Source organism: Vibrio sp. 11986-1-5 (genome assembly GCF_963878025.1).
Lineage (GTDB): Bacteria > Pseudomonadota > Gammaproteobacteria > Enterobacterales > Vibrionaceae > Vibrio > Vibrio injensis.
The window spans coordinates 91,240-113,860 of sequence record NZ_CAWNVW010000011.1; the positions used below are offsets into that span (position 1 = coordinate 91,240).

23 protein-coding genes and 1 tRNA gene are annotated in these 22,621 nt (G+C 42.8%); 18 read left to right on the forward strand and 6 right to left on the reverse strand.

What is annotated here, in order from left to right; all coding sequences use genetic code 11:
• Positions 1–73 precede the first annotated feature (73 nt).
• Positions 74–1,057: an OmpA family protein gene (locus AACS00_RS03310; RefSeq protein ID WP_072669969.1), complete on the forward strand. Its 984-nt coding sequence runs from the start codon at positions 74–76 to the stop codon at positions 1,055–1,057.
• A gap of 48 nt (positions 1,058–1,105) precedes the next feature.
• On the opposite strand, the gene AACS00_RS03315 is transcribed toward AACS00_RS03310, so the two are convergent.
• The 3 genes from AACS00_RS03315 to AACS00_RS03325 form a co-directional block, all read right to left on the reverse strand.
• Positions 1,106–1,612, reverse strand: a complete 507-nt coding sequence (locus tag AACS00_RS03315) for a Fe3+-citrate ABC transporter substrate-binding protein (protein ID WP_072669968.1) — start codon at positions 1,610–1,612, stop codon at positions 1,106–1,108.
• A 147-nt stretch (positions 1,613–1,759) separates the two neighbouring features.
• Positions 1,760–1,836: transfer RNA gene (locus AACS00_RS03320), tRNA-Arg, on the reverse strand.
• A gap of 98 nt (positions 1,837–1,934) precedes the next feature.
• Positions 1,935–3,080 carry a flagellar assembly protein FlgT gene (locus AACS00_RS03325; protein WP_110166526.1) on the reverse strand — a complete coding sequence of 382 codons (1,146 nt, stop codon included), beginning with the start codon at positions 3,078–3,080 and terminating at the stop codon, positions 1,935–1,937.
• A gap of 160 nt (positions 3,081–3,240) precedes the next feature.
• On the opposite strand from AACS00_RS03325, the gene AACS00_RS03330 reads away from it, so the two are divergent.
• Both AACS00_RS03330 and flgP read left to right on the forward strand, forming a co-directional pair.
• A complete protein-coding gene (locus AACS00_RS03330; RefSeq protein ID WP_004394702.1) occupies positions 3,241–3,876 on the forward strand; it encodes a FlgO family outer membrane protein in 636 nt (211 codons plus the stop codon).
• A 9-nt stretch (positions 3,877–3,885) separates the two neighbouring features.
• On the forward strand, positions 3,886–4,323 hold the full coding sequence (gene flgP / locus AACS00_RS03335) for a flagellar assembly lipoprotein FlgP (protein WP_110166527.1): 438 nt from the start codon (positions 3,886–3,888) through the stop codon (positions 4,321–4,323).
• A gap of 135 nt (positions 4,324–4,458) precedes the next feature.
• On the opposite strand, the gene AACS00_RS03340 is transcribed toward flgP, so the two are convergent.
• The 3 genes from AACS00_RS03340 to flgA all read right to left on the reverse strand — a co-directional run bounded on the left by AACS00_RS03340 (position 4,459) and on the right by flgA (position 6,127).
• Positions 4,459–4,884 carry a flagella synthesis protein FlgN gene (locus AACS00_RS03340; RefSeq protein ID WP_110166528.1) on the reverse strand — a complete coding sequence of 142 codons (426 nt, stop codon included), beginning with the start codon at positions 4,882–4,884 and terminating at the stop codon, positions 4,459–4,461.
• Between the two features lie 48 nt (positions 4,885–4,932).
• Positions 4,933–5,256, reverse strand: coding sequence for a flagellar biosynthesis anti-sigma factor FlgM (flgM, locus tag AACS00_RS03345; protein ID WP_072669964.1), 324 nt, complete (start codon positions 5,254–5,256; stop codon positions 4,933–4,935).
• Between the two features lie 103 nt (positions 5,257–5,359).
• Positions 5,360–6,127 carry a flagellar basal body P-ring formation chaperone FlgA gene (gene flgA / locus AACS00_RS03350; RefSeq protein ID WP_072669963.1) on the reverse strand — a complete coding sequence of 256 codons (768 nt, stop codon included), beginning with the start codon at positions 6,125–6,127 and terminating at the stop codon, positions 5,360–5,362.
• Between the two features lie 57 nt (positions 6,128–6,184).
• Between flgA and AACS00_RS03355 the strand changes: the two genes are divergently transcribed.
• The 15 genes from AACS00_RS03355 (at position 6,185) to AACS00_RS03425 (ending at position 22,588) form a co-directional block, all read left to right on the forward strand.
• On the forward strand, positions 6,185–7,111 hold the full coding sequence (locus AACS00_RS03355) for a chemotaxis protein CheV (RefSeq protein ID WP_110166529.1): 927 nt from the start codon (positions 6,185–6,187) through the stop codon (positions 7,109–7,111).
• Between the two features lie 10 nt (positions 7,112–7,121).
• Complete coding sequence (locus tag AACS00_RS03360; protein WP_110166530.1) at positions 7,122–7,949, forward strand: protein-glutamate O-methyltransferase; 828 nt, start codon at positions 7,122–7,124, stop codon at positions 7,947–7,949.
• 377 nt (positions 7,950–8,326) lie between these two features.
• Positions 8,327–8,722: a flagellar basal body rod protein FlgB gene (flgB, locus tag AACS00_RS03365; protein WP_072669961.1), complete on the forward strand. Its 396-nt coding sequence runs from the start codon at positions 8,327–8,329 to the stop codon at positions 8,720–8,722.
• 4 nt (positions 8,723–8,726) lie between these two features.
• The gene (gene flgC, locus AACS00_RS03370; protein WP_004394709.1) at positions 8,727–9,143 is read left to right on the forward strand and encodes a flagellar basal body rod protein FlgC; all 417 of its coding nucleotides are present in this window, start codon (positions 8,727–8,729) and stop codon (positions 9,141–9,143) included.
• A 16-nt stretch (positions 9,144–9,159) separates the two neighbouring features.
• Positions 9,160–9,867, forward strand: a complete 708-nt coding sequence (locus tag AACS00_RS03375) for a flagellar hook assembly protein FlgD (RefSeq protein ID WP_004394710.1) — start codon at positions 9,160–9,162, stop codon at positions 9,865–9,867.
• Between the two features lie 28 nt (positions 9,868–9,895).
• The gene (flgE, locus tag AACS00_RS03380) at positions 9,896–11,200 is read left to right on the forward strand and encodes a flagellar hook protein FlgE (RefSeq protein ID WP_072669960.1); all 1,305 of its coding nucleotides are present in this window, start codon (positions 9,896–9,898) and stop codon (positions 11,198–11,200) included.
• A 273-nt stretch (positions 11,201–11,473) separates the two neighbouring features.
• Complete coding sequence (flgF, locus tag AACS00_RS03385) at positions 11,474–12,223, forward strand: flagellar basal-body rod protein FlgF (protein ID WP_072669959.1); 750 nt, start codon at positions 11,474–11,476, stop codon at positions 12,221–12,223.
• Between the two features lie 16 nt (positions 12,224–12,239).
• A complete protein-coding gene (gene flgG / locus AACS00_RS03390) occupies positions 12,240–13,028 on the forward strand; it encodes a flagellar basal-body rod protein FlgG (RefSeq protein WP_040904110.1) in 789 nt (262 codons plus the stop codon).
• Positions 13,029–13,055: 27 nt separating this feature from the next.
• Positions 13,056–13,835 carry a flagellar basal body L-ring protein FlgH gene (flgH, locus tag AACS00_RS03395; protein ID WP_110166775.1) on the forward strand — a complete coding sequence of 260 codons (780 nt, stop codon included), beginning with the start codon at positions 13,056–13,058 and terminating at the stop codon, positions 13,833–13,835.
• Between the two features lie 82 nt (positions 13,836–13,917).
• On the forward strand, positions 13,918–15,003 hold the full coding sequence (locus tag AACS00_RS03400; RefSeq protein ID WP_110166531.1) for a flagellar basal body P-ring protein FlgI: 1,086 nt from the start codon (positions 13,918–13,920) through the stop codon (positions 15,001–15,003).
• Positions 15,004–15,013: 10 nt separating this feature from the next.
• Complete coding sequence (gene flgJ / locus AACS00_RS03405; protein WP_072669956.1) at positions 15,014–15,940, forward strand: flagellar assembly peptidoglycan hydrolase FlgJ; 927 nt, start codon at positions 15,014–15,016, stop codon at positions 15,938–15,940.
• 264 nt (positions 15,941–16,204) lie between these two features.
• A complete protein-coding gene (flgK, locus tag AACS00_RS03410; protein ID WP_110166532.1) occupies positions 16,205–18,130 on the forward strand; it encodes a flagellar hook-associated protein FlgK in 1,926 nt (641 codons plus the stop codon).
• A 12-nt stretch (positions 18,131–18,142) separates the two neighbouring features.
• A complete protein-coding gene (gene flgL / locus AACS00_RS03415; protein WP_004394718.1) occupies positions 18,143–19,336 on the forward strand; it encodes a flagellar hook-associated protein FlgL in 1,194 nt (397 codons plus the stop codon).
• Positions 19,337–19,827: 491 nt separating this feature from the next.
• Complete coding sequence (locus AACS00_RS03420; RefSeq protein ID WP_072669954.1) at positions 19,828–20,967, forward strand: flagellin; 1,140 nt, start codon at positions 19,828–19,830, stop codon at positions 20,965–20,967.
• A 487-nt stretch (positions 20,968–21,454) separates the two neighbouring features.
• On the forward strand, positions 21,455–22,588 hold the full coding sequence (locus tag AACS00_RS03425) for a flagellin (RefSeq protein WP_072669952.1): 1,134 nt from the start codon (positions 21,455–21,457) through the stop codon (positions 22,586–22,588).
• The last annotated feature ends 33 nt before the right edge of the window (positions 22,589–22,621 follow it).

Sequence of the window (22,621 nt, forward strand, 5' to 3'; positions counted from 1 at the left end):
CGGAGGCCTTATCGTTTTTATGCAATCCGGTTGGGTCTACTAATGATAACAACGAGTCAAAAGGGAAATGATAATGAAAAAGTTAGTGGCGATGATATCAATGTCTTTAATGGCGGCTTCTTCTTCTGCAATGGCAGATGTGTATTTAGGCGGCAAATTAGGGCAAACCTGGCTGAATGATTCCTGTCGAGCTGGTGAACTTTGTGAAGATAGAGATACCAGTATGGGAGCCTTTCTTGGTTATAACATAAATGAATGGCTAGCTGTGGAAGCAGGTTATGACATGCTCGGTAAGTTTACTGGCATCGGATTAACCGATGATAGAGTGAAGGCGATTACTTTGGCGCCTAAATTCACTCTTGCCTTATCACCCAGTGTGGGTGCTTACGGTAAGTTCGGTGGCGCTTATGTCGATTATGGTGATGAAAGCGACTACTCATTTCTTGCCGCTGCAGGTCTAGAATTTAACGTTAGTCCAAATGTGTCTTTGCGTACAGAGTATCAAGTTCTCACGGATATTAATAATGATCAAACCAGAGCGGAAGCCAATACGGTATCACTTGGCGTAAGTTACCGCTTTGGCGCTTCAGCTCAACCAGCTCAAGTGGTTGAAAGTCGTCCCGTCACAGTAGTTGAAGAGGTGGTTGTTATTGAAGAGGTGGTAGATACTCGCCCTGTTTTTGTTAATAAAACCTATGATTTTCAGAGGCTTGATAGCAGTAGTTTTGCTTTCAATAGCGCGAGTTTAAATCAAGAAAGTAAACAGCAATTGACTGAACTGGTTCGTTTTTTAAATCAATATCCACAAGCTAAAGTCGTGATTACTGGTCATACGGATTCTACTGGTCCTGCGGCTTATAACCAAACGTTGTCAGAAAAACGAGCAAAAGCCGTTGCTGATGCACTAGTTGAGCAGGGAATCCAGCGCTCTCGTATAACTTGGCGAGGAGAGGGCGAGACTAATCCTATCGCTTCTAATAGTACAGCGGAAGGACGTGAGCTTAACCGTCGAGTTGATATCACCATTCCAGAGTTTGATTATCAAGTTAAACAATAGTGGTTTAATCGATTCATACAGCAATAAAGCTCACTTCGGTGAGCTTTATTATTTTAAGTCGATACTATTTAAGCGGCCCATAAAGATGAGAATATCAAGACAATCTTTATAAGCATCGAGTAAGGCTTTTTTGGTCTTTGTATAAGCGGCCAATTTACCATGCTTACTGATTGAACAAACGACACTTCTAAAGGTACATTCACCGTGCTCATTGTAATCACGCCAAGCAGCGATATAGCAGGCATCACGATAATCTGGGTTCTCTTTAGTTGGTCTGGGCTTATAGATGATTTTCGGTTCCAAACTATGCGGCAACCGAGTCATGAGATAAGGATCTTTAAGAATTCGTCGCCAGTGTTTTCCCCACATTTCACGTCCTAGCTCATTACGTAGTTTAATGGCTTTTTTTAAGCCTTTTTCTTCTCCTAAACGGATATAGCCTACTGACCGATGCAGTACAGTATCATCAGGGGTATGAATGTGAACTTTATAAGCCGTTTTCGCTTTTGAGATAAAACGATGGCCAGTATTCGTTTGTAGATTACTTTTTATCATGCCGATCACGCTATAGAGTTTTTTGTTAATAACAAGATTAGGCCAAAAATAATGGAGATAGTAAGTTTAGTCTAGAGGAATAAAAAAATGCTTCATCAACGTCAGGTCAACATTGTGCGAAAAAGGAGGGGGGAGACTTAATCATCATGGCGCTCCCGACTGGAGTCGAACCAGTGGCCTGTCCCTTAGGAGGGGACCGCTCTATCCTACTGAGCTACGGGAGCTTTGATTAATTTGGCGTGTTAATTGTATCTCATCAATACGCCAAATTGTGCATTTTTTTGATGGTATTTGCTGATTCAATAACCAGTTAGTCACGAGACTATTCTAAAAATGACACTTGTTTATGCATAACATCACCAATTTGAATGCTTGATGCTAGTTCTGGCTGATCAACGGTTAACTCGGCGTTTTTCTCATAGACGCGCGAGACAGTTAAGGTGATATCGCTTTGTGATACTTTATTACGAGGTAAACCGTTTTGATCGATAAACGATCCTGTATGCCAAAGTTGCAATTTGTCCCCTTCTTTTACGCCATGAATACGGCCTAGATCGATACTGACCGTTTGACCGAACTTAGCGACGACTTCCGGCAACGTGATTTTACAAGAAATTTCAGATTCGAGGTCCAGCATAATGTTCCGGCTTACTCGTAACAACATTTGACCATAAGTGGATGCCCAAAAACGGGCGCTACGAGTATCGACCTGACTGGTTTTTGCAAACGGCCAACTCGCGACTTCTCGATAATTTCTTCTCAAGATTTCACTCCCTGTTTTACCATCAAAGACTTGCATCTCGAGAGCAAACTGACGATTAATAACATCATCTCGCAAAACCTTTTGTTCAATCGTAGCTGTTAAATCATTAATCACCCCACCGATAATATAGTGAGCACCCGTATCTTGTGCGATCATTTGTATGCGAGTTGGATTGCGATGATTGATATCGTAATCGGTCGTTCCAACGGAGACAAAACTATGAGATTGTTGCGCTATTTGTCTATCGAGGATATCAGCAAAATCATCACCAATAGTATAAATTTGCCCCATTACCGCTTGTTGTGGCGAAGCAAGATCAATATTGCCGACTAAAAAGGTCTTTTTGTATTGTTCTTTGTGGCAAGCCCTTGCCGATGGATAAATGTCGATACGAGCCGTAACCTTCATGACATTGCCGCGAACTTTACGATTTTCAACGGAGATATAACGAACTTCATGGTTATTAAACAAATATTCCTTTCTATCGGTTTCCAGTAAAGGCATTAAATTACTAATACTACCAATATCTGCACCGGCAAAATTCACCGCTTTATACAGTGCATCTTCCAAAGCATGTAACCTAGCCACTTCTTCAGAGGAGACGATCGTCGCAGTGCCAGTCACTTCGTACCAAGCGGCATGACTTTTGGTGGCAACAAAAGCCATGAAAAGTATTGAAATTAAAAAAGAAATATTTTTTTTCATTATTAGTTACCAGTTGGGTATAAATCTTGCTTAGTAAGTGTTAGCTGATGTAGGTGCGCAATTCTGAATCAAAGACAGATTGAGAAAAGCAAAGAGCGTTCCAGTTTTGTCAAAACGGGTGAACGGGACGATAGCCTTAGTATATCTGGAGATGAAGAAAATGAAAAAATGGCTTGGTTTAGTACCTGTAGTCTTTTTGACGGCGTGTGCTTATGCGCCAATTTATAATGGTAAAGAGCCCTATTCTGGCTCACAATTTATGTTGATTGAAAGTCCACGCCATACGTTGGATTTCTTTATTGATAGTTTGACAGAAGATCTCGTTCAATCCAATACTAGTGTGACGGCTCGTACCCCGATCGCGGTCACTTCGTTTGTGGATCTACAAGATATGGATACCACCAATTGGTTAGGTAACTCTGTTTCTGAAGGGTTAATCCACCAGTTTCAACGTCGTGGTTTCAAAGTAGTAGATTTTAAAACCACAGGGACAATTCAAGTCACCCGTCAAGGCGATTTTGCTTTTAGTCGAGACTGGAAAGATTTGGCTCAAGAGCAAGAAATTCAATACGTATTAACCGGCACAATGCTCCGTCAAGAAGGGGGGGTATTGGTTAATGCTCGGGTCGTTGGCATGCAATCACGAATCGTGGTTGCTACCGCTCAGGGATTTTTACCAGCCGATCGTATAGGACGTGACCTAGATACCTTGAATACCATTCGCACTCAAGATGGTGTACTTATTCGTTCTGATCCAACGATGACTCGCCCTTACAGTGTCATCCTGCGTCCTTAGGAGAATATGATGAGATCACAATTCCTTTTTTTTCTGGCCATCATCATACTGATCACAGGATGCCAACCATTACAGGCGATGCGTGAAGATGATTGGTTAACCGCTGTTGGCTACGCCAGCATCAGTGAGCAACGAGGGCGTGATGATGAAGAAAAACAAGTGCGTGCAATGCGCGCCTCGAAAATAGATGCTTATCGTGAATTAGCTGAGCAAGTTTATGGTATGCGGGTCAGTGGCCGTGCTGATTTGCATGATCAACGTTTAGGTACTGAACTTACCTCAGGTGCGGTGGATGGTGTGATTCGAGGAGCAGAAGTGGTTCGCAGTTATAAAGTTGGCGATAGCTATGTAACTGAACTGCGGTTAGATATCCGTAAAATGGATCGATTACGTAGTTATGGCGAAGTTCAACAGGTGCCAGAGAAACGCCAGCAAACCTTATTTTAACTCTTTTTTTCTCCAGAATACACAGAAGTGGCGGCAGATAATGTAGCCGCTTTTTTTTATGCTAAGGGGTTTGAGTTGAGAAGCTATCGAACAGTGAAAAGCGGACAATAACCAGCAAAAATGGAGCGAAAACCATCAAGCTTTAAGGTTAGTACCTAAGGTAGAAACGGTATGAGTTTGACCTGTTGCATTATAAGTCATGCCGATTTTTCCGTGACTTTGCTGCATCAAGTTGTTGAGCTTATTAAAACTGACTTGTGCTCTTGCCAGGGCTTCACCATTCACTAGGTTGGCTTGTTGGCAGTCGTTAATAATCGAACGAATTTGAGCCAGTAGGTTGTGTAAATGTTCATCTTCAGTGAGCTGATTAAGATGGGGATGACTCGCGATGCGTTGATCGGTTTGCTGTAATCGAGTAATTAAGGCTATTTTTTGTTTCGCTGTTGACTCGATATCGGCAGAAACGCGGCTAGTGATGGCTATTTTTTCTTGTTCCAATACCGCTGAAAGCTCTTGAGCATTTTTCAATTGGAATGCAACTAAATCGTTTAATGCTGCCATAAATCAACCACCTTTATGCATCGGTCTGACTTGAAAGTGAGGTGATGGTTAAAAACCGCCTAACTCTTTTTCAAACTTAATCATATTATCTGCGAGCTTTTCAGCATCAACGACATAAGAGCCATTTGCTATGGCTTCTTTAATCGCCGCAACTTTTGCCGTATCAAAGCTTGGCGTTGCCGCCATTTCACTGTGCATTTCACCAATCGCTCTGCCTTGGGTACTTAGAGATACCGCATCTTGTTGAGAGGATTGGGAGCGAGCAGCATTCGATGTCGATGATGCCGCTGTTGAATTTGTATCTGAACGAGCAGGTGAGCGATTCGTTGTTACTAACGACTGACCTGAACGTATGTTATCAATACCTGCCATAAATGAGCCTTTAAAATTGATCCATGGGTACCGTCATATCGACGGAGAGAGAGAAAACTTTAGTGCTTTGTTTACTCATCAATAAAAAATGATCGTAAAGGGCTTAAAATTGCACGGTAACTTCCCCCATTCCGCTCACTTGTGCATCTATTATACGGTTTGAACGATCATTTTTCACTTTTATCTGCTCGCCTAGGTTACCATCAGAGAGAGCCGTCCCTCTAGTTGTGATGTTCATCCCGTTACTAACAGCTCGGATCAACACGCTTTCATTTCGACAAACGACACAGATATCGTTACGATTGATCACATCCCCTAATTGTAAGTTTCTTTTCGTTTTTGCTCCAATTACCATATCTTGTGAGGAAAATCCTTGCCGTCGAAAGCGAAGCAGATCTACCATACTAAGAGTAATATCATTTTGCGTAATCGTTTGTCCTCTTGATAACGCATTAAGGGTTGTGACCATCGGAACCGTCATCGTTAGTCTCACGGGAACATAAATTCGCCAGTTATCCGCTGGGCATTCAACCAATACAGTGATATTACTAGCAGAGCCGCTATGAGATGAGGATGAGGTCTGTAGCTCATTGGGACAATCGGTAGCAAAGATTCTAGGATCAATGTTGGCCGCATTGACAACCAGTTCACCGCCTATCGGCTTATCGACGGTGTTGATGACATGACTTTCGGCTGCTCGCTGAATCTGTTCGATTTGCTCTGGCGTTGCAGAAAAAGCCGAGAGACTAAAGAAATATAATAAAAAGCCGATAGAGTTATAAAAAAAATGGTAGAACCCTCTACACTTAGTTGGGGAATGGGAAAATAAACGGGTCTTCGAATTCATAGTTCGTTTCTCTGATTTCTTCATGGCCTGATTTTAGACTACCACTTTTTTCCTATAAAAGTTTGAGATGGAGATGAGCTTATGACGGGTATTCTTGATTCTGTGAATCAGCGTACGCAACTTGTTGGTCAAAACCGACTAGAATTATTGACTTTCCGTCTTAACGGGCGTCAACGTTATGGTATTAACGTATTTAAGGTTAAAGAGGTTCTGCAATGCCCGAAGCTCACTGCCATGCCAAACTTACATCGCCTAGTTAAAGGTGTTGCTCACATCCGCGGTCAAACGGTCTCTGTGATCGATCTTAGCTTAGCCGTTGGTGGCCGTCCAACCGTGGATGTTGATAAGAGTTTTGTGGTGATTGCTGAGTTTAACCGTACCATTCAAGCTTTCTTAGTTAGTTCTGTTGAACGTATTATCAATATGCGCTGGGAGGCCATATTGCCGCCACCCGAAGCGGCAGGTAAAAGCAATTACCTCACTGCCGTCACCAATATCGATAATGAATTGGTTGAAATTCTTGATGTGGAAAAAATCCTCGCTGAAATTGCTCCAGTGAACGAAATTATGAATGCGTCGATTGGAGAAGAGATTGCTCATGCTGAGCAAGAGAAAGCGATTGTGCGTCGAATTCTTATTGCCGATGATTCTAGTGTGGCGCGTAAACAGGTACAAAGAGCGATTGAGTCAATTGGTTTTGAGTGTATTCTAACCAAAGATGGTAAAGACGCTTATGAAAAACTATTAAGTATGGCGAAAGAAGGCAGTATCTATGAGCAAATCTGTTTAGTGATTTCGGATATTGAAATGCCGGAGATGGATGGCTATACCTTAACAGCAGAGATTCGACGTCATAACGAATTAAAAAATTTATACGTTATCCTTCATTCATCATTGAGTGGGGTATTTAACCAAGCAATGGTTGAAAGGGTGGGTGCCAACTCTTTCATCGCTAAATTCAATCCCGATGAGCTTGGCAACGCGGTGAAAGCTGCGCTAGTAGAATAAAGAGAACTACATGACTGCTATTACTATCAGCGATCAAGAGTATCGCGATTTTTGTCGGTTTTTAGAGTCTCAGTGCGGTATCGTGCTGGGCGACAGTAAACAATACCTAGTGAGAAGTCGTCTTAGTCCACTGGTTAACAAGTTCAAGCTCAGTTCACTGTCTGATCTGCTGCGCGATGTAGTGACGGGCCGAAATCGTGAGTTGCGTGTCGCTGCGGTCGATGCGATGACTACGAACGAAACGTTATGGTTTCGAGATTCGTACCCTTTTACTGTATTGGCTGAACGTTTATTACCGGAAGTTGCGAAAAGCAAAAGGCCAATTAAAATTTGGTCTGCGGCGAGCTCTTCAGGCCAAGAGCCTTACTCGATGGCAATGACGGTTCTAGAGGTACAGCAAAAGCGTCCTGGTATGTTATCGAGTGTGGCCATTACTGCGACGGATATTTCCAGTAGCATGCTAGATATGTGTCGAGCTGGCATTTACGACAATTTAGCGCTCGGCAGAGGTTTATCGCCAGAGCGTCGTCGAGCTTTCTTTGAAGAGAACGGTGATGGTCGAATGCGAGTCAAAGATAACGTAAAAAAATTAGTTAACTTTCGTCCCCAAAACTTAATGGAAAGTTACGCTCTATTAGGTAAGTTTGATATTATTTTTTGTCGTAATGTTTTGATCTATTTTTCACCAGACATGAAATCAAAAGTACTTAATCAAATGGCGAATAGCTTGAATCCTGGTGGTTATTTATTACTCGGAGCATCAGAGTCACTGACCGGACTGACTGATCGCTTTGACATGGTTCGCTGTAATCCCGGCATCATTTACAAGCTTAAATAAGCGCTGTGTCTCCTTCGTACTTGAAGCGGCAGCGATGTTGGTGCATTTTCACCCCAATCACATAGCCTGTCTATGCTGATGGGACTTACTATTTACCGCCAACCTACAACTGAAAGCGGTTTAGTTATCGTTTTATCCTTTTAGACCCGACTGTATGTCGGGTTTTGTTTATAGCCAATCTCAATATGGCTAAATTCTTGCTTTGGTTTAACGTCGCACTATTGGCCTTTTCTTTTTGCTGCATGTTCTATGATAGTAAGACAGACTGAAGTATTGCAACGCATGATGAATCGCTAATTTTTTAAAGCATCTAAAACTTGGTACGTAATTTGCTTTTTAAATGGAGTAGCGGTCGGTTCTTAGCAAAGAGGCAAAACATGACTATTTCTTTTGATAAAGCACTCGGTATCCATCAACACACGGTTGGTGTTCGTGCACGCAATGCGGAAGTGATTGCGACTAATATTGCACAATCGAACACTCCGGGCTTTAAAGCAAAAGGAATGGACTTTGATCGAGCATTAAAGGCGGCAAGTTCAGGGGCAAGCATTAGTCTTAGCCGTACGGATGGTCGGCATATTCCTGCCTCAAAAACGGTGACAGGGGAAATGCTTTACCGCGTCCCGACTCAACCGGATACCGGAGATGGCAATACGGTTGATGTTGATCTAGAGCGTAACTTATTTATGCAAAATCAACTGCGTCATCAAGCCTCCCTAGAGTTCTTAGGTGGTAAGTTTAAGAACCTAACAAAAGCGATTAAAGGGGATTAATTAGATGAGCTTATTTAATGTATTCAATGTGACTGGTTCTGCAATGAGTGCTGAATCTGTTCGTCTAAATACGACATCCAGTAACTTAGCGAACGCAGATAGTGTTAGTAGTTCGGCGAAAGAGACGTATAAAGCCCGTCACGCCGTGTTCGGGGCAGAATTAAATAAAGCCCGTTATCATCGTGATCCCAATGTCCCAGTAAAAGTACTAGGGATTGTCGAAAGTAATAAACCGCTAAATGCGGAATACAATCCCGATCATCCTTTGGCTAACGACGAAGGCTTTATTTATAAACCCAATGTGAATGTTATGGAAGAAATGGCCAATATGATCTCTGCTTCACGTTCTTATCAAACCAACGTTCAAGTGGCCGATGCAAGTAAACAGATGCTGCTGCGTACGCTGCAGATGGGTCAATAAGGGTAGGAGGTAGCAAATGGCTGGCATAAATAACCTTGGTCAAAGCGGCTTGTCCTATATAGACCAACTGAAAGCATTACAAGAGCAGAAAAAGCCTACGGAAACGACTGGGCAACAAGAATTAAAACAAGAGGACTTCCTCTCGTTATTAACAAAGCAGTTGGCACAACAAGATCCATTTAAACCCGTGAGTAACGATCAAATGATTGCTCAAATGGCCTCTTTTGCCACCGTTGATGGCATTGGCAAAATGAACGGTCAATTTGAAAGTTTAAACTCGGCAATGACTTCTAATCAGGCACTACAGGCTTCGTCTCTAGTAGGACGAGATGTTCTGGTTCCCGGTTCTGCTGGAATGAAGTCGGATGTTGGCGGCATGGCGGCAATGGTCAAATTGCCTCAAGCGGTACAAAATTTGTTCATTCGTATTGAAAACGAAGCTGGCCAATTAGTGCGTACCTTTGACGTTGGTGCAAAACCTGGCGGTGATAATCGTGTCGAATGGGATGGTAATGATGAAAATGGAAATCCATTGCCTGAAGGTCGATATAGAGTCAGAGCATCCGGTTTGCTCGGTGGTGAAAATGCCGAATTTGGCGTGTCAACCTACGCGAATGTCAATAGTGTTCTACTCGGTAAAGGCGACGGTAATGTACTGCTCAATCTTGCTGGTTTTGAATCACCAGTACGACTTGCTGAAGTACTAGGAGTTGGCAAAGCATAATTATGCTCGCCAAACAGGAGAATTTGTTATGTCATATATATCGTTAAGCGGTCTTTCTGCTGCTCAATTAGATTTGAATACCACCAGTAATAATATTGCTAACGCCAATACTTACGGCTTTAAAGAGTCGCGAGCAGAGTTTGGTGATGTGTATTCAACGTCGCTATTTACCAATTCAAAAACCACCCCTGGTCAAGGTGTTCAAGCCAGTAAGGTCGCACAACAATTTCATGAAGGGTCAAGTATTTATACTAATAACCCGATGGATTTACGCATTGCTGGTACTGGATTTTTTGCAGTCGCTAAAGATCGCTTAATTCCTCAGCAAAATGAGCTCACTCGTAACGGCGCATTTCACCTTGATAAGAATAACTATATGGTGACCTCAAACGATCAATATTTACTCGGTTATGAAGTAAATCCTGATAATGGAGAGGTTTTATCGTATGAGCCTAAGCCGATCAACATTCCAGCTCAGTTTGGTAAACCAAAGCAAACCGGTAATATCGAATTATCCGCTAACTTACCCGCAAACGGTGATTTAAAAGATCCAGCGCTGTTTGATTTTACTGACCCTGATACTTACAACCGTACCACCTCATCGACCATTTATGACTCAATGGGGCAACCTTACAAGCTGACTACCTATTATTTGAAAGATCAAAATGAAAATAATAAGTGGAATACCTACTATACGGTTACGGATAAAACCGGTGAAAAACCACTCAATATCGCTGGTGGGGATGCTGCATCTCCAAATGGCCATGTAGGTCATACATTGCGCTTTAATAATGATGGTACGCTATCTAGTATCAATAGTGGTAATCCCATAGTCTCTGTTGCTTTTGGAGAAGGGGATAATCCGATTGATATGAATGGCGCTGATGGCACGCAGACTTTGGCTTTTAACCTCAATGGAGCAACACAGTTTGCTGCGCCATTTGAATTAACGAAGTTTGATCAAGACGGTGCGACGACAGGCTTTTTAACGAAAATCGATTTTGATGAGTATGGCAGTGTACTTGCCACTTATTCGAATGGACAAAACGTGACCTTAGGTCGAGTCGCTTTAGTTCGAGTGGCTAATGAGCAAGGTTTGGATAAAAAAGGTGGCACACAATGGGATTCTACCCAGCAATCTGGTGTTAAAATTTGGGGTGAATCAAGCAAAGGCTCATTTGGTACCATCAGTAATGGTGTGCTAGAACAGTCAAACATTGATATGACTCAAGAGCTGGTAGATCTAATTTCTGCGCAGCGTAACTTCCAAGCTAACTCACGTGCTTTAGAAGTGCATACTGGATTACAACAAACGATTTTACAAATTCGTTAACTCTAGTTTTATACCGTTCAATATGCCTAAGTTGCTTTGTCTACTTAGGCATGTACTTCTTTCTTCGTTTTTTCTCTTCGTTTGACCTTCACTAGTGATCTTTAGGTAGAACGGCATGCCACATGGCATCCTCAGTCTTCTCTTGCCGTTAAATTGCCGCTTCTTATTGTACAATTATCACCTCATCAACTTTAACTCTCTGATTAATAATTATAAAAATAATGGCACGTTAATTGCTTTTTATGATTAATTAATGATTGTGGAGAACGTCTGATGGATCGCGCACTGTTCCTTGCCATGAGTGGCGCTAAACAAAATATGCAGGCGATGCAGTTAAGAGCCAACAACCTTGCTAACGTCAGTACCACTGGTTTTCGAGCGGATTTAGAACAAGCGCGTTCAATGCAGGCGTATGGTGATGGTCTTCCTAGTCGCGTATTTAGTATGACAGAGCGTCCTGGACACCGTTTTGACCAAGGTAGCGTGATCACCACTGGACGTGACTTAGATATCACTATTCAGGGAGATGGTTGGATTGCTGTGTTAGATAAAACTGGCAATGAAGGCTTAACGCGCAGCGGCAATCTACGCATTGACCAAAACGGTTTACTGGTAAATGGTAATGGCCATTTAGTGTTAGGTGAATTAGGTGCACCGATCACGTTACCAATCCCGTTAAATAAAGTAGAGATTGGCAATGACGGTACTATTTCAGTTCGCCCACAGGGAGCGCCCGCTGACGCGATGGAAGTCGTTGATCGTATCAAATTAGTCAAACCTGACAATCGCTCGCTTTTTAAAGATATTAATGGCTTATTCCGAGCCAAAGATCCCGCTGCAGACTATCCAGCCGATGCCACAGTAAAAGTATTAACTGGTGCTCTTGAAGGTAGCAACGTCAATGCTGTCGGGGAGATGACCAACTTAATTGATTTACAGCGTCAGTTTGAAATGCAAGTCAAAATGATGAGCACAGCAGAAGAAATGGACAAAGCGTCTGACTCTTTGCTGCGTACGAGCTAAGTGAGAGGAATTTAGTATGCAACCTGCATTATGGATAAGTAAAACTGGTTTAGATGCGCAGCAAACCAATATTGCCACCATCTCAAATAACTTAGCTAACGCCTCAACCGTTGGGTTTAAAAAGAGTCGGGCGGTATTTGAGGATCTTTTTTACCAAAATATTAATCAACCTGGTGGTCAATCTTCACAAAATACTGAGCTGCCGAGTGGATTAATGCTCGGAGCTGGGGCGAAGGTTGTGGCAACGCAGAAAGTGCACACCAACGGTAACGTCCAGACCACCAATAACAGCCTAGATATGATGATTGAAGGCGATGGTTTTTTCCAGATCCTCATGCCGGATGGCAATATCGGCTATAGCCGTAATGGTCAATTTACGTTGAATGCGGAAGGTGCGATTGTCACTTCTGGTGCTGGGTATTTAGTTCAGCCAGAAATTGTTGTTCCAGAAGATGCTATTTCAATAACCGTTGGTAATGACGGTGAGGTTTCAGTGCGCTTACGTGGTCAGCAAGAGAACCAAGTCTTAGGACAAATCACTATCGTTGATTTCATTAACCCAGGTGGTTTAGAACCTGTTGGACAAAACCTGTACTTACCGACAGGAGCCAGTGGTGACCCTCAAGAAGGCGTTCCCGGTCTGGATGGGCTTGGCAATATCCGCCAATCCATGCTGGAAAGCTCGAATGTTAATGTGACTGAAGAGCTGGTTAATATGATTGAAGCGCAGCGAGTTTATGAGATGAACTCTAAAGTGATCTCCTCCGTGGATCAAATGATGAGCTTTGTTAATCAACAACTCTAATCACTGACTAACTAAGAGACTATGATGATGAAACGTATACTCAGTTTAGCCTTTGTGACATTACTTTCAGGATGCAGTTTATTACCCGAACCCATTGAAACAGCTGATGTAGTACAAGGCACAACCGTAGTCGATGCTGTTGAAGGTGACAGATCGTCTGACAGCAGTTCTGGGTTACTCGATACCTTACGTAACCGAAATGACCCGGTTGCTGGCGACCCTGCTTGGGCTCCTATTCATCCCAAAGCTAAGCCTGAGCATTATGCTGCTGAGACGGGATCATTATTTAATCTCGCACGAGCGGTGAGCTTATACAGTGATGCGAAGCCACGAGGAATTGGTGACATTATTACCGTGACTTTAAACGAAAATACCAAAGCGACCAAAAGTGCAGATGCTAAGTTAACCAAAAATAATGATGCCTCTATGGATCCACTCAGTGTGGGCGGGCAGGAGCTTACTATTGGTGATTATAACTTCTCTTACGCTTTGAAAAATAACAATCAATTTTCTGGCAGTGCGCAAGCAAACCAAAATAATAATCTACAAGGTTCGATTACTGTTGAAGTTATTGACGTTTTATCTAATGGGAATTTAGTGGTTCGAGGCGAGAAGTGGCTGATGCTTAATACTGGCGATGAATACATTCGCTTAAGTGGTACCGTTCGCCCTGATGACATCGGTTATGATAATACGATTGCTTCTAACCGTATCTCTAATACTCGAATTCAATACTCCAGTACCGGATCGAATCAAGATATGCAAGAGCCTGGATTCTTGGCACGATTTTTTAATGTCTCTTTGTAATCGGACGGTATAAGTCGATTTTTTGACACGATAAAATGATCACACGGCAATGCGTATCCACATTGAGAGAAGGTTAACGATGATGAAAAAAATTTTATTGCTCTTAATGGTGTTCATGGCAAGCAGTGCTCATGCCACGCGAATTAAAGATGTTGCACAAGTAGCCGGTGTGCGTAGTAACCAATTAGTCGGGTATGGTTTAGTAACGGGGTTACCTGGTACAGGGGAATCGAACCCGTTTACTGATCAAAGTTTTCGTGCCATGTTGCAAAACTTTGGCATTCAATTGCCTCCTGGTACGCGAACCAACACGAAAAATGTTGCCGCGGTAATGTTGACCGCTGAGTTGCCGCCTTTTACAAAGCAAGGGCAGACGATTGATGTGACGGTTTCATCGATAGGCTCAGCGAGTAGTTTACGTGGTGGCACATTGACACAAACCTTCTTGAAAGGCTTAGATGGCCAAGTGTATGCCGTGGCTCAAGGCAATTTAGTGGTCAGTGGCTTTAGCGCGACAGGGGCGGATGGTTCAAGTTTGGTTGGTAATAATCCTACGGTTGGCATGATTTCTAATGGGGCGATTGTTGAGAGAGAGATTCCTACCCCTTTTGGTCGTGGTGATTTTATCACTTTTAATCTTTTCCAATCGGATTTTACGACCGCTCAACGAATGGCCGATACCGTTAACCAATTTTTAGGTCCTGATATGGCCTCGGCGATAGATGCAACCTCAGTACGTGTTCGTGCGCCACGAGAAGTCTCGCAAAGAGTGGCTTTTCTTTCTGCTATCGAAAACCTAGAGTTTGAACCTGCGGATATGGCGGCAAAGATTATTGTCAACTCACGAACTGGAACGATTGTGATTGGTCAGCATGTACGTTTAAGACCTGCGGCTGTAACTCATGGCGGAATGACCGTTGCTATCAAAGAAAACTGGGGCGTTGATCAACCGAATCCTTTTGCTGGAGGAGAGACGGCGATTATTCCCGATACTGATATTGAAGTCGTTGAGCAGCAAGGAAAAATGTTCAAGTTAGAAACCGGAACAACTTTAGATGAGTTGGTCCGAGCAGTGAATGAAGTCGGCGCTGCTCCGTCAGATTTAATGGCAATTTTACAAGCATTAAAACAAGCGGGTGCTATTCAAGGCCAGTTAATTATTATCTAAGGAGTTCGTGATGGTGAATAACCCTAATGATATCGGCTTTATTCATGATATCGCCAGCCTAGATAAATTACGTCAACAAGCTCTGAATGGCGACAGTGGTGCGGAAAAAGAAGCACTGACCGCTGCTGCAAGGCAGTTTGAGGCTATTTTTACGTCGATGATGCTGAAGTCGATGCGTGATGCGAACTCCGCATTTAAATCGGATTTATTCAGTAGTAATAACGAAGATTTTTATCGACAAATGCAAGACGAGCAAATGGTCAGTCAATTAAGTGCTTCGGGCTCGCTAGGCTTAGCCGATATGATTGTTGCGCAGTTAACGGCGGCAGACAATGTCGCTGCTAACAATCAAGATAACGACCGTTTCCAAGAGGCGATGAATCGAGTTCAACAAGCGCGAGCGGTGGCAGCCGAGCGGCCTAATAGTGCCGTAGTAGTAGCATCTTCAGCGCCGACTCATGAATACCGCTTTGATTCACCACAGTCTTTTGTAACCTCACTCAAACCCTACGCCGATAAAGCGGCACAAGCATTAGGTATTGATGCTTCTTTACTGCTTGCTCAAGCTGCTTTAGAAACTGGCTGGGGACAAAAAATGGTCAGTAATGCTCGTGGAAGCAGTAATAATTTATTTAATATTAAGGCCGATAGAAGCTGGCAGGGGCAGCGTGTTGCCACTCAAACCTTAGAATATTACGATCAAACTCCGGTTATGGAAAAAGCCGCTTTTCGCGCTTACCCAAGTTTTCAAGACAGTTTTGATGACTATTTGCGCTTTTTAGAAAATAATCCTCGCTACAGCACCGCGTTAGAGCATGGTGGAAGTAATGAAGCGTTTATTCATGGAATTCATCAAGCAGGTTATGCGACAGATCCTCAATATGCAGACAAAGTACTACGAGTAAAAGCGCAGATCGATCAAATGGATAACAGTTAAATCGATAGGGTTTAGATTGCCGTTATTTGTTTTTGACTCTGTGGTCATTGCTTCCTGTGATAACAATCCTTTCATTTCGTCGCTTACTGAAGATATAAATAGGCTTTGGCTGGTTGGATCCGCAATCAGTTTCTTCTAGTGTTGCAGATTTATCTTTTATATTTCCTCGAGTTAGCTAACTCCCTTCATTGGCACATTTATTGCTTTTATAAGTAGTAATGGGGTCAGTAATGACTGGCGTTAATTGGTTTTTTGGGGGCAAGTATGGCGTCTGATCTTCTGAATCTTGGTGCGCAGAGCGTATTAACGGCTCAGAGACAACTCAATACCACGGGTCATAACATTGCGAATGTTAATACAGAGGGTTACAGTCGTCAGTCTGTGATTCAAGGGACCAATGCGCCTCGCCAACTCGGTGGTCAAACCTATGGGATGGGTGTACATGTGGAAAATGTTCGCCGCTCTTGGGATCAGTTTGCCGTTAAAGAGTTGAATCTTGCCACAACCAATCACGCTTTTAATAGCGATACAGAAGAAAATTTAGATATGCTTTCTAAGTTATTATCTTCTGTTGCCTCTAAGAAAATCCCTGAAAACCTTAACGAATGGTTTGATTCAGTAAAAAGTTTAGCCGATACCCCCAACGATGTAGGGGTACGTAAAGTTGTGCTCGAAAAAGCGAATCTTGTTACGCAAAATCTGAATGATTTCCATGAAACTGTGCGACGCCAGTTTGATATTACCAATAAAGGGCTCGACGTTGGTATTGAACGAATCAACCAGTTAGCGTTAGAAATACGTGACTTACAGCGTTTAATGATGCGTGTACCTGGACCGCATAACGATTTGATGGATCAGCATGAAAAATTAGTCGCTGAACTTTCCCAATATACTAAAGTAACGGTAACACCCCGTACCAGTGCTGAAGGTTTCAATATCCATATTGGTAGCGGGCATACCCTCGTTTCGGGAACGGAAGCGAGTCAATTAAAAATGATTGACGGTTATCCCGATGTCAAACAGCGTCGCTTAGCGGTCGTTGAAGGTAATACATTAAAATCTATTTCTGAAAAAGAGATTGGCGGAAAGATGGCTGCGCTATTTGAAATGCGTGATCAACATATTCCAGGATTACTGGATGAAATTGGTCGTCTCTCCATTTCTTTTGCTCATCAAGTCAACGAGTTACAAAGCCAAGGCTTAGATCTACGTGGTAATGTTGGTGGGCTGCTTTTTTCCGATGTTAACTCTGAAGTCAATGCTCGTTCACGTATTGCCACAGCCAGTGATTCGAATGCTGATATTCGAGTGTATATCGATGATCTCAGTCAGTTAAAAGGTGGCGAGTTTGCTCTGTCTTATACTGGCAGCCATTATGTGGCGACACTACCAGATGGTAAACAACAGATCCTCGCATTGAATCAAGGCAATCTTTATTTAGATGGGCTGCGTATTCAGGTTAATACTCCACCAGAAATTGGTGAGCGAGTGATCGTCCGCCCAACCCGTGATGGTGCCGCTCAGATTCAGATGGCAACCAATGATCCGACAAAAATTGCCGCTCAAAGCTATCAAGCCTCGACCTCCTTTGCTCAAGGGCGTGCTCAATTTCAAATTGACCAAGTTGGTGATATCAAAGAGTTTGAAGCTTATCTGGTCCCCAATACAGGCGCAGGGGATCATGAGATGCAAATTCGTGTAGTGGATAAGAATGGCCAGTTGCTCGCGACACAACCTTATTTATTCAATGACGACCAATCAAAGTTACCGATCGTGATTCCTGCTCAACAGGCCGGTGGCCAACCGACCGTCTTTACTCTGACTCGAGGGGCGATTGAGAATGATAAGTTTACCGCCAATTTAAATCCTGCGGAAGGTGATAACGGTAATTTACGCAAGATGATTCATCTGCAAACGACGAAAAAAATGAATGACAATGAGTCAACCATTATTGGCCTCTATCATAACTTGAACACCGATTTCGGTTTAAAACTCTCGACTTCAACTCGATTGGCGGATGTTGCTCGCTTAGAAAAAGAGGCGGCGGAATCGCGTATTGGTTCAGTATCTGGGGTTAATTTGGATGAAGAAGCGGCAAATATGATGAAGTTTCAGCATGCCTATATGGCCTCTTCGCGCATTATGCAGGCTGCAAATGACACGTTTAACACTATTTTGCAGCTCAGGTAGAGGGACAAGTAAATGTTAAATCGAATTTCTAGCTTCCATAACTATCAGTCGGTGCAAAACGATTTACGTCGCCAAGAAAATAAAGTTCATCACAACCAAGCGCAATTAGCTTCGGGCAAAAAGCTTTTGTCTGCCGGGGATAACCCCCTCGCGACGCATTACATTCAAAATGTAACACAACAAGAAGAGCAGTTACGTCAATATCTTGATGCGATAGTTCTGGTTCGCAATCGCCTTGAACATCAAGAAGTGATCATTTCTAACGCTGAAGAGTTTACTGATAAAGCGAAGCGTATGGTCATGGAAATGATCAACGGTTCATTATCTCCTGAAGATCGTGAAACTCAGGCGCGGCAAATTCAAGAAATTGCCAATAACTTTTTGAATCTTGCCAATGTACAAGACGAAACGGGTAATTTTATTTTTGCGGGAACTCGGCCGAAGAACCAACCTTTTTTTCGAGATAATCAAGGCAATGTGACCTATTACGGTGATGATTATCAGCGAAAAATGCGTATCTCCAATAATTTAGAAATGCCTTTTAATACCCCCGGCAATCAAATGTTTATGGATATTAATAATCCATTTGGTGATTTTGAACCAGAGTATGCATTACAAGAAGGCTCTGAATTATTGCTTGAGCGGGCAACGAACAGTGATGACGGTGATAATGCCAGCTATACGGTAACGTTTGTTGATATGCTCAATGGCGGTTTTGCTTATCAGTTAGAACGCGACGGTGAAGTTGTCGAGGTTAATGATTTCGATCCAAGAACAGGGGTTCAGTATCAAGGTCTTACTATTAATATCAAAGGCAGTATCACGGCCGGAGATAGCATCACTCTGAATCCACGTAAAACATTTACAGTATTTGATAGTTTTAAAAAAGCCATTGAATACTCCAAAGGTTCTGTTTCTGATGCCTCAACCACAGGCAAGCTTCATCAAATCACTGAAGAATTACACACAGCCTTTATTCATTTAAACCAAGTTCGTTCGGATGTCGGTGCTCGATTGAGTACCTTAGATCTACAAGAAGATCAACATGAAGATTTTAAAATCAGTCTGGCTCGCTCTAAAAGTCAGTTTGAGGATCTCGATTACTCACAAGCAGTGATTGAATTTAATGAAAACTCGAGAGCGCTGCAAGCCTCTCAGTTAGCGTTTGGGAAAGCGAAAGATTTAACCTTGTTTAATTACCTTTAAAGATGAGTAACCATCGTCGACTTCGTTATTAAATCGTCGTTTGGGGTTCGTGATTAACCTTATTTTTGCGAGCAAAGCTTAGTCTCAAAGGTGAATTTGTTCCTATCTTTGTGCCTTATGTGCCATGCCATAAGTGCGAAAATAGAGGGGCTTTTTGTCTTAAATCTCATTTTTTTTTCGGTCGGCTTTTCTTTGCCAGCTGATTGCAGGTGGAGCGGCAAAAAAAGCGGCAACTGCATTTCATGGATGTCGATGGAAAAGAAATATCGCCAACATTGTCAATTAAGTTGCTGATTATAAATAATTAATTTTTTTATTGAGTCTATTTGAAAAGTTGGCATGTTTATTGGATTAATTTAAACAGAGTGAATACCACCCGATCTTAAATATACCTTAGGGTGTATTTGGCAAGTGATTTACGGTCAGTGCTTCCAAGAGAGTAAAGCTGACCGCTTCGCAAAAGACTTGCGGACTCGATAGGAGAGCAAAATATGACCATTAATGTAAATACCAACGTGTCGGCAATGACCGCTCAGCGTTACTTGACCAAGTCGTCCAATGATTTGAATACCTCAATGGAGCGTCTTTCTTCTGGTAACCGTATTAATAGTGCCAAGGATGATGCGGCAGGTTTGCAAATTTCAAACCGATTGATCGCTCAATCTCGTGGTCTTGATGTGGCAATGCGTAATGCTAACGATGGTATTTCGATTGCTCAAACCGCTGAGGGAGCAATGAATGAGTCAACCAGCATTCTGCAGCGTATGCGTGATTTGGCCCTACAATCAGCCAACGGCACCAACTCAGATGCCGAGCGTCAAGCATTGAACGAAGAGTCGGTTGCTCTGCAAGATGAGTTAAACCGAATTGCCGAAACAACCTCTTTCGGTGGTCGTCGATTGCTCAACGGTTCATTTGGTGAAGCATCATTCCAAATTGGTTCTAGCTCTGGTGAAGCTATTATCATGGGATTAACCAGTATTCGTGCCGATGACTATCGGATGGGCGGCCAATCTTTTATTGCTACTGAAGGCAAAACCAAAGATTGGGGCGTTGATTCGACGGCAAACGATTTGAAATTAGAGTTCACCAAAAAAGATGGTCAAGAAGTGACACTCGATATCTTAGCCAAAACCGGTGACGATATTGAAGAGCTCGCGACTTACATCAATGGTCAGACTGATTTGCTCAAAGCCTCCGTTGACGAAGATGGTAAGTTGCAGATTTTCGTTGCTGAACCACATATTGAAGGTGATCTAACCATCTCTGGTGGGCTGGCAACTGAACTTGGTTTAACTGGTGGCCCTGGCGAAAAAACGACCGTGCAAAATATTGATATGCGCACTGTCGGTGGCTCGCAAAACGCGGTCGGTATTTTAGATGCAGCGCTCAAATACATTGACTCACAACGCGCGGATTTAGGTGCTAAACAGAACCGACTCAACCACAGCATTAATAACTTGGCCAACATCCAAGAGAACGTCGAAGCATCGAAGAGCCGGATTAAAGATACCGACTTTGCGAAAGAGACGACTCAGTTGACTAAGTCACAAATATTGCAACAAGCAGGAACGTCAATTCTTGCTCAAGCAAAACAGTTGCCAAACTCTGCAATATCACTATTGCAGTAGTCCTGGGAGGCGGCATTAATAAGCTCAGACGTGAGTATGCAATACCGCAACCTTGGCAAGGTATGGTTGTTAGAACAGTATAAGCTCTCTCAGATACGCCTGTTTATACTCGGAAAATAACCATACATTATGGTTAGCCATAATGTGTTCATTTCTCTTGATCTCCACATTGGCAATGGCTGCCAACCATAGCCCCAGTTCTCTCAAAGGAAAAGGGGCTTTTCTTTTTTCTGCCAATCCATTTCTCATATCCCCCCGGCCATTACTGCTAAATCTTGAGCGATTTATGTCGTTTTCAATTGGTTTTGTGTTCTATACCTCATATCTCTCTTTCTAAATGATTTAATTCATCTTGCTCAGTAAATCTTCTAAAGGAATGGTTCCCTAAGTCGCTATTAAAGATACTTTGAGAGAACTACGTGGTATCCGAGACGTCGGAAACCGTTCGGCAAGTTCCGCTACGTCTAATATTAATAGGAGACCAATTATGGCGGTAAATGTAAACACTAACGTGTCAGCGATGACGGCACAGAGGTACCTGAACAGTGCAACCAGTGCACAGCAAACGTCAATGGAACGTTTGTCTTCAGGTTTTAAAATTAATAGTGCAAAAGATGATGCTGCAGGTTTGCAGATCTCAAACCGTTTGAATGTGCAAAGTCGTGGCTTAGATGTTGCTGTTCGTAACGCGAATGATGGTATTTCCATGGCACAAACCGCCGAAGGCGCCATGAATGAGACCACCAACATTTTGCAACGGATGCGGGATCTTTCTTTACAATCTGCGAATGGTTCAAACTCAAAATCTGAGCGTGTTGCGATTCAAGAAGAAGTCACGGCACTTAATGATGAATTGAATCGTATCGCAGAGACCACCTCATTTGCGGGTAATCGTCTATTGAACGGTACTTTCCAAACGAAGTCGTTCCAAATTGGATCTCAGAGCGGTGAAGCTGTAATGCTGACCATGAAAGACATGCGTAGTGATAACGCGATGATGGGAGGAACCAGTTACGTTGCGGCGACTGAAGCGGATAAAGATTGGACGGTTAGTGACGGTAGTAACGATTTAACATTAACCCTGACCGATATCAATGGTGATGAGCAAATCATTAATATTACCGCCAAAGTTGGTGATGATATTGAAGAAGTGGCGACTTACATCAATGGTCAAACAGACTTAGTGCAAGCCTCAGTGAATGAGAAGGGGCAACTACAGATCTTTACGGGAAATAATGATGTCACTGGTGCAGTCGCTTTTAGTGGTGCATTAGCTACCGAGTTAGACATGCAAACGGGGCAAGCGATCACTATCGATACAATTGATGTGACGACCGTTGGCGGGGCGCAAAAATCAGTGGCGGTGGTCGATGCTGCGCTTAAATATGTTGATAGTCATCGTGCAGAGCTAGGTGCGTTCCAGAATCGATTCGGCCATGCAATTAATAACTTGGATAACATTAATGAAAATGTTAATGCGTCTAAGAGCCGGATCAAGGATACCGACTTTGCGAAAGAAACGACGGCATTGACTAAATCACAGATTTTAGGCCAAGCCTCAAGCTCTGTCTTAGCTCAAGCGAAACAAGCACCAACGGCAGCACTTGCGCTATTGGGATAATTTAGATTGAGTAATAATAAAAAACCCAGCTAA

Excerpts from the sequence above, each read along its gene's own strand:
- flgE (WP_072669960.1), top strand. The coding sequence starts at position 9,896 with ATGTCATATATATCGTTAAGCGGTCTTTCTGCTGCTCAATTAGATTTG.
- AACS00_RS03355 (WP_110166529.1), top strand. The coding sequence starts at position 6,185 with ATGACGGGTATTCTTGATTCTGTGAATCAGCGTACGCAACTTGTTGGT.
- AACS00_RS03310 (WP_072669969.1), top strand. The coding sequence starts at position 74 with ATGAAAAAGTTAGTGGCGATGATATCAATGTCTTTAATGGCGGCTTCT.
- flgB (WP_072669961.1), top strand. The coding sequence starts at position 8,327 with ATGACTATTTCTTTTGATAAAGCACTCGGTATCCATCAACACACGGTT.
- AACS00_RS03340 (WP_110166528.1), bottom strand. The coding sequence starts at position 4,884 with ATGGCAGCATTAAACGATTTAGTTGCATTCCAATTGAAAAATGCTCAA.
- AACS00_RS03375 (WP_004394710.1), top strand. The coding sequence starts at position 9,160 with ATGGCTGGCATAAATAACCTTGGTCAAAGCGGCTTGTCCTATATAGAC.
- flgA (WP_072669963.1), bottom strand. The coding sequence starts at position 6,127 with ATGAAGAAATCAGAGAAACGAACTATGAATTCGAAGACCCGTTTATTT.
- AACS00_RS03360 (WP_110166530.1), top strand. The coding sequence starts at position 7,122 with ATGACTGCTATTACTATCAGCGATCAAGAGTATCGCGATTTTTGTCGG.
- AACS00_RS03330 (WP_004394702.1), top strand. The coding sequence starts at position 3,241 with ATGAAAAAATGGCTTGGTTTAGTACCTGTAGTCTTTTTGACGGCGTGT.
- AACS00_RS03425 (WP_072669952.1), top strand. The coding sequence starts at position 21,455 with ATGGCGGTAAATGTAAACACTAACGTGTCAGCGATGACGGCACAGAGG.
- flgJ (WP_072669956.1), top strand. The coding sequence starts at position 15,014 with ATGGTGAATAACCCTAATGATATCGGCTTTATTCATGATATCGCCAGC.
- AACS00_RS03325 (WP_110166526.1), bottom strand. The coding sequence starts at position 3,080 with ATGAAAAAAAATATTTCTTTTTTAATTTCAATACTTTTCATGGCTTTT.
- flgG (WP_040904110.1), top strand. The coding sequence starts at position 12,240 with ATGCAACCTGCATTATGGATAAGTAAAACTGGTTTAGATGCGCAGCAA.
- AACS00_RS03315 (WP_072669968.1), bottom strand. The coding sequence starts at position 1,612 with ATGATAAAAAGTAATCTACAAACGAATACTGGCCATCGTTTTATCTCA.
- flgM (WP_072669964.1), bottom strand. The coding sequence starts at position 5,256 with ATGGCAGGTATTGATAACATACGTTCAGGTCAGTCGTTAGTAACAACG.
- flgH (WP_110166775.1), top strand. The coding sequence starts at position 13,056 with ATGAAACGTATACTCAGTTTAGCCTTTGTGACATTACTTTCAGGATGC.
- AACS00_RS03420 (WP_072669954.1), top strand. The coding sequence starts at position 19,828 with ATGACCATTAATGTAAATACCAACGTGTCGGCAATGACCGCTCAGCGT.
- flgP (WP_110166527.1), top strand. The coding sequence starts at position 3,886 with ATGAGATCACAATTCCTTTTTTTTCTGGCCATCATCATACTGATCACA.
- flgK (WP_110166532.1), top strand. The coding sequence starts at position 16,205 with ATGGCGTCTGATCTTCTGAATCTTGGTGCGCAGAGCGTATTAACGGCT.
- AACS00_RS03400 (WP_110166531.1), top strand. The coding sequence starts at position 13,918 with ATGAAAAAAATTTTATTGCTCTTAATGGTGTTCATGGCAAGCAGTGCT.
- flgL (WP_004394718.1), top strand. The coding sequence starts at position 18,143 with ATGTTAAATCGAATTTCTAGCTTCCATAACTATCAGTCGGTGCAAAAC.
- flgC (WP_004394709.1), top strand. The coding sequence starts at position 8,727 with ATGAGCTTATTTAATGTATTCAATGTGACTGGTTCTGCAATGAGTGCT.
- flgF (WP_072669959.1), top strand. The coding sequence starts at position 11,474 with ATGGATCGCGCACTGTTCCTTGCCATGAGTGGCGCTAAACAAAATATG.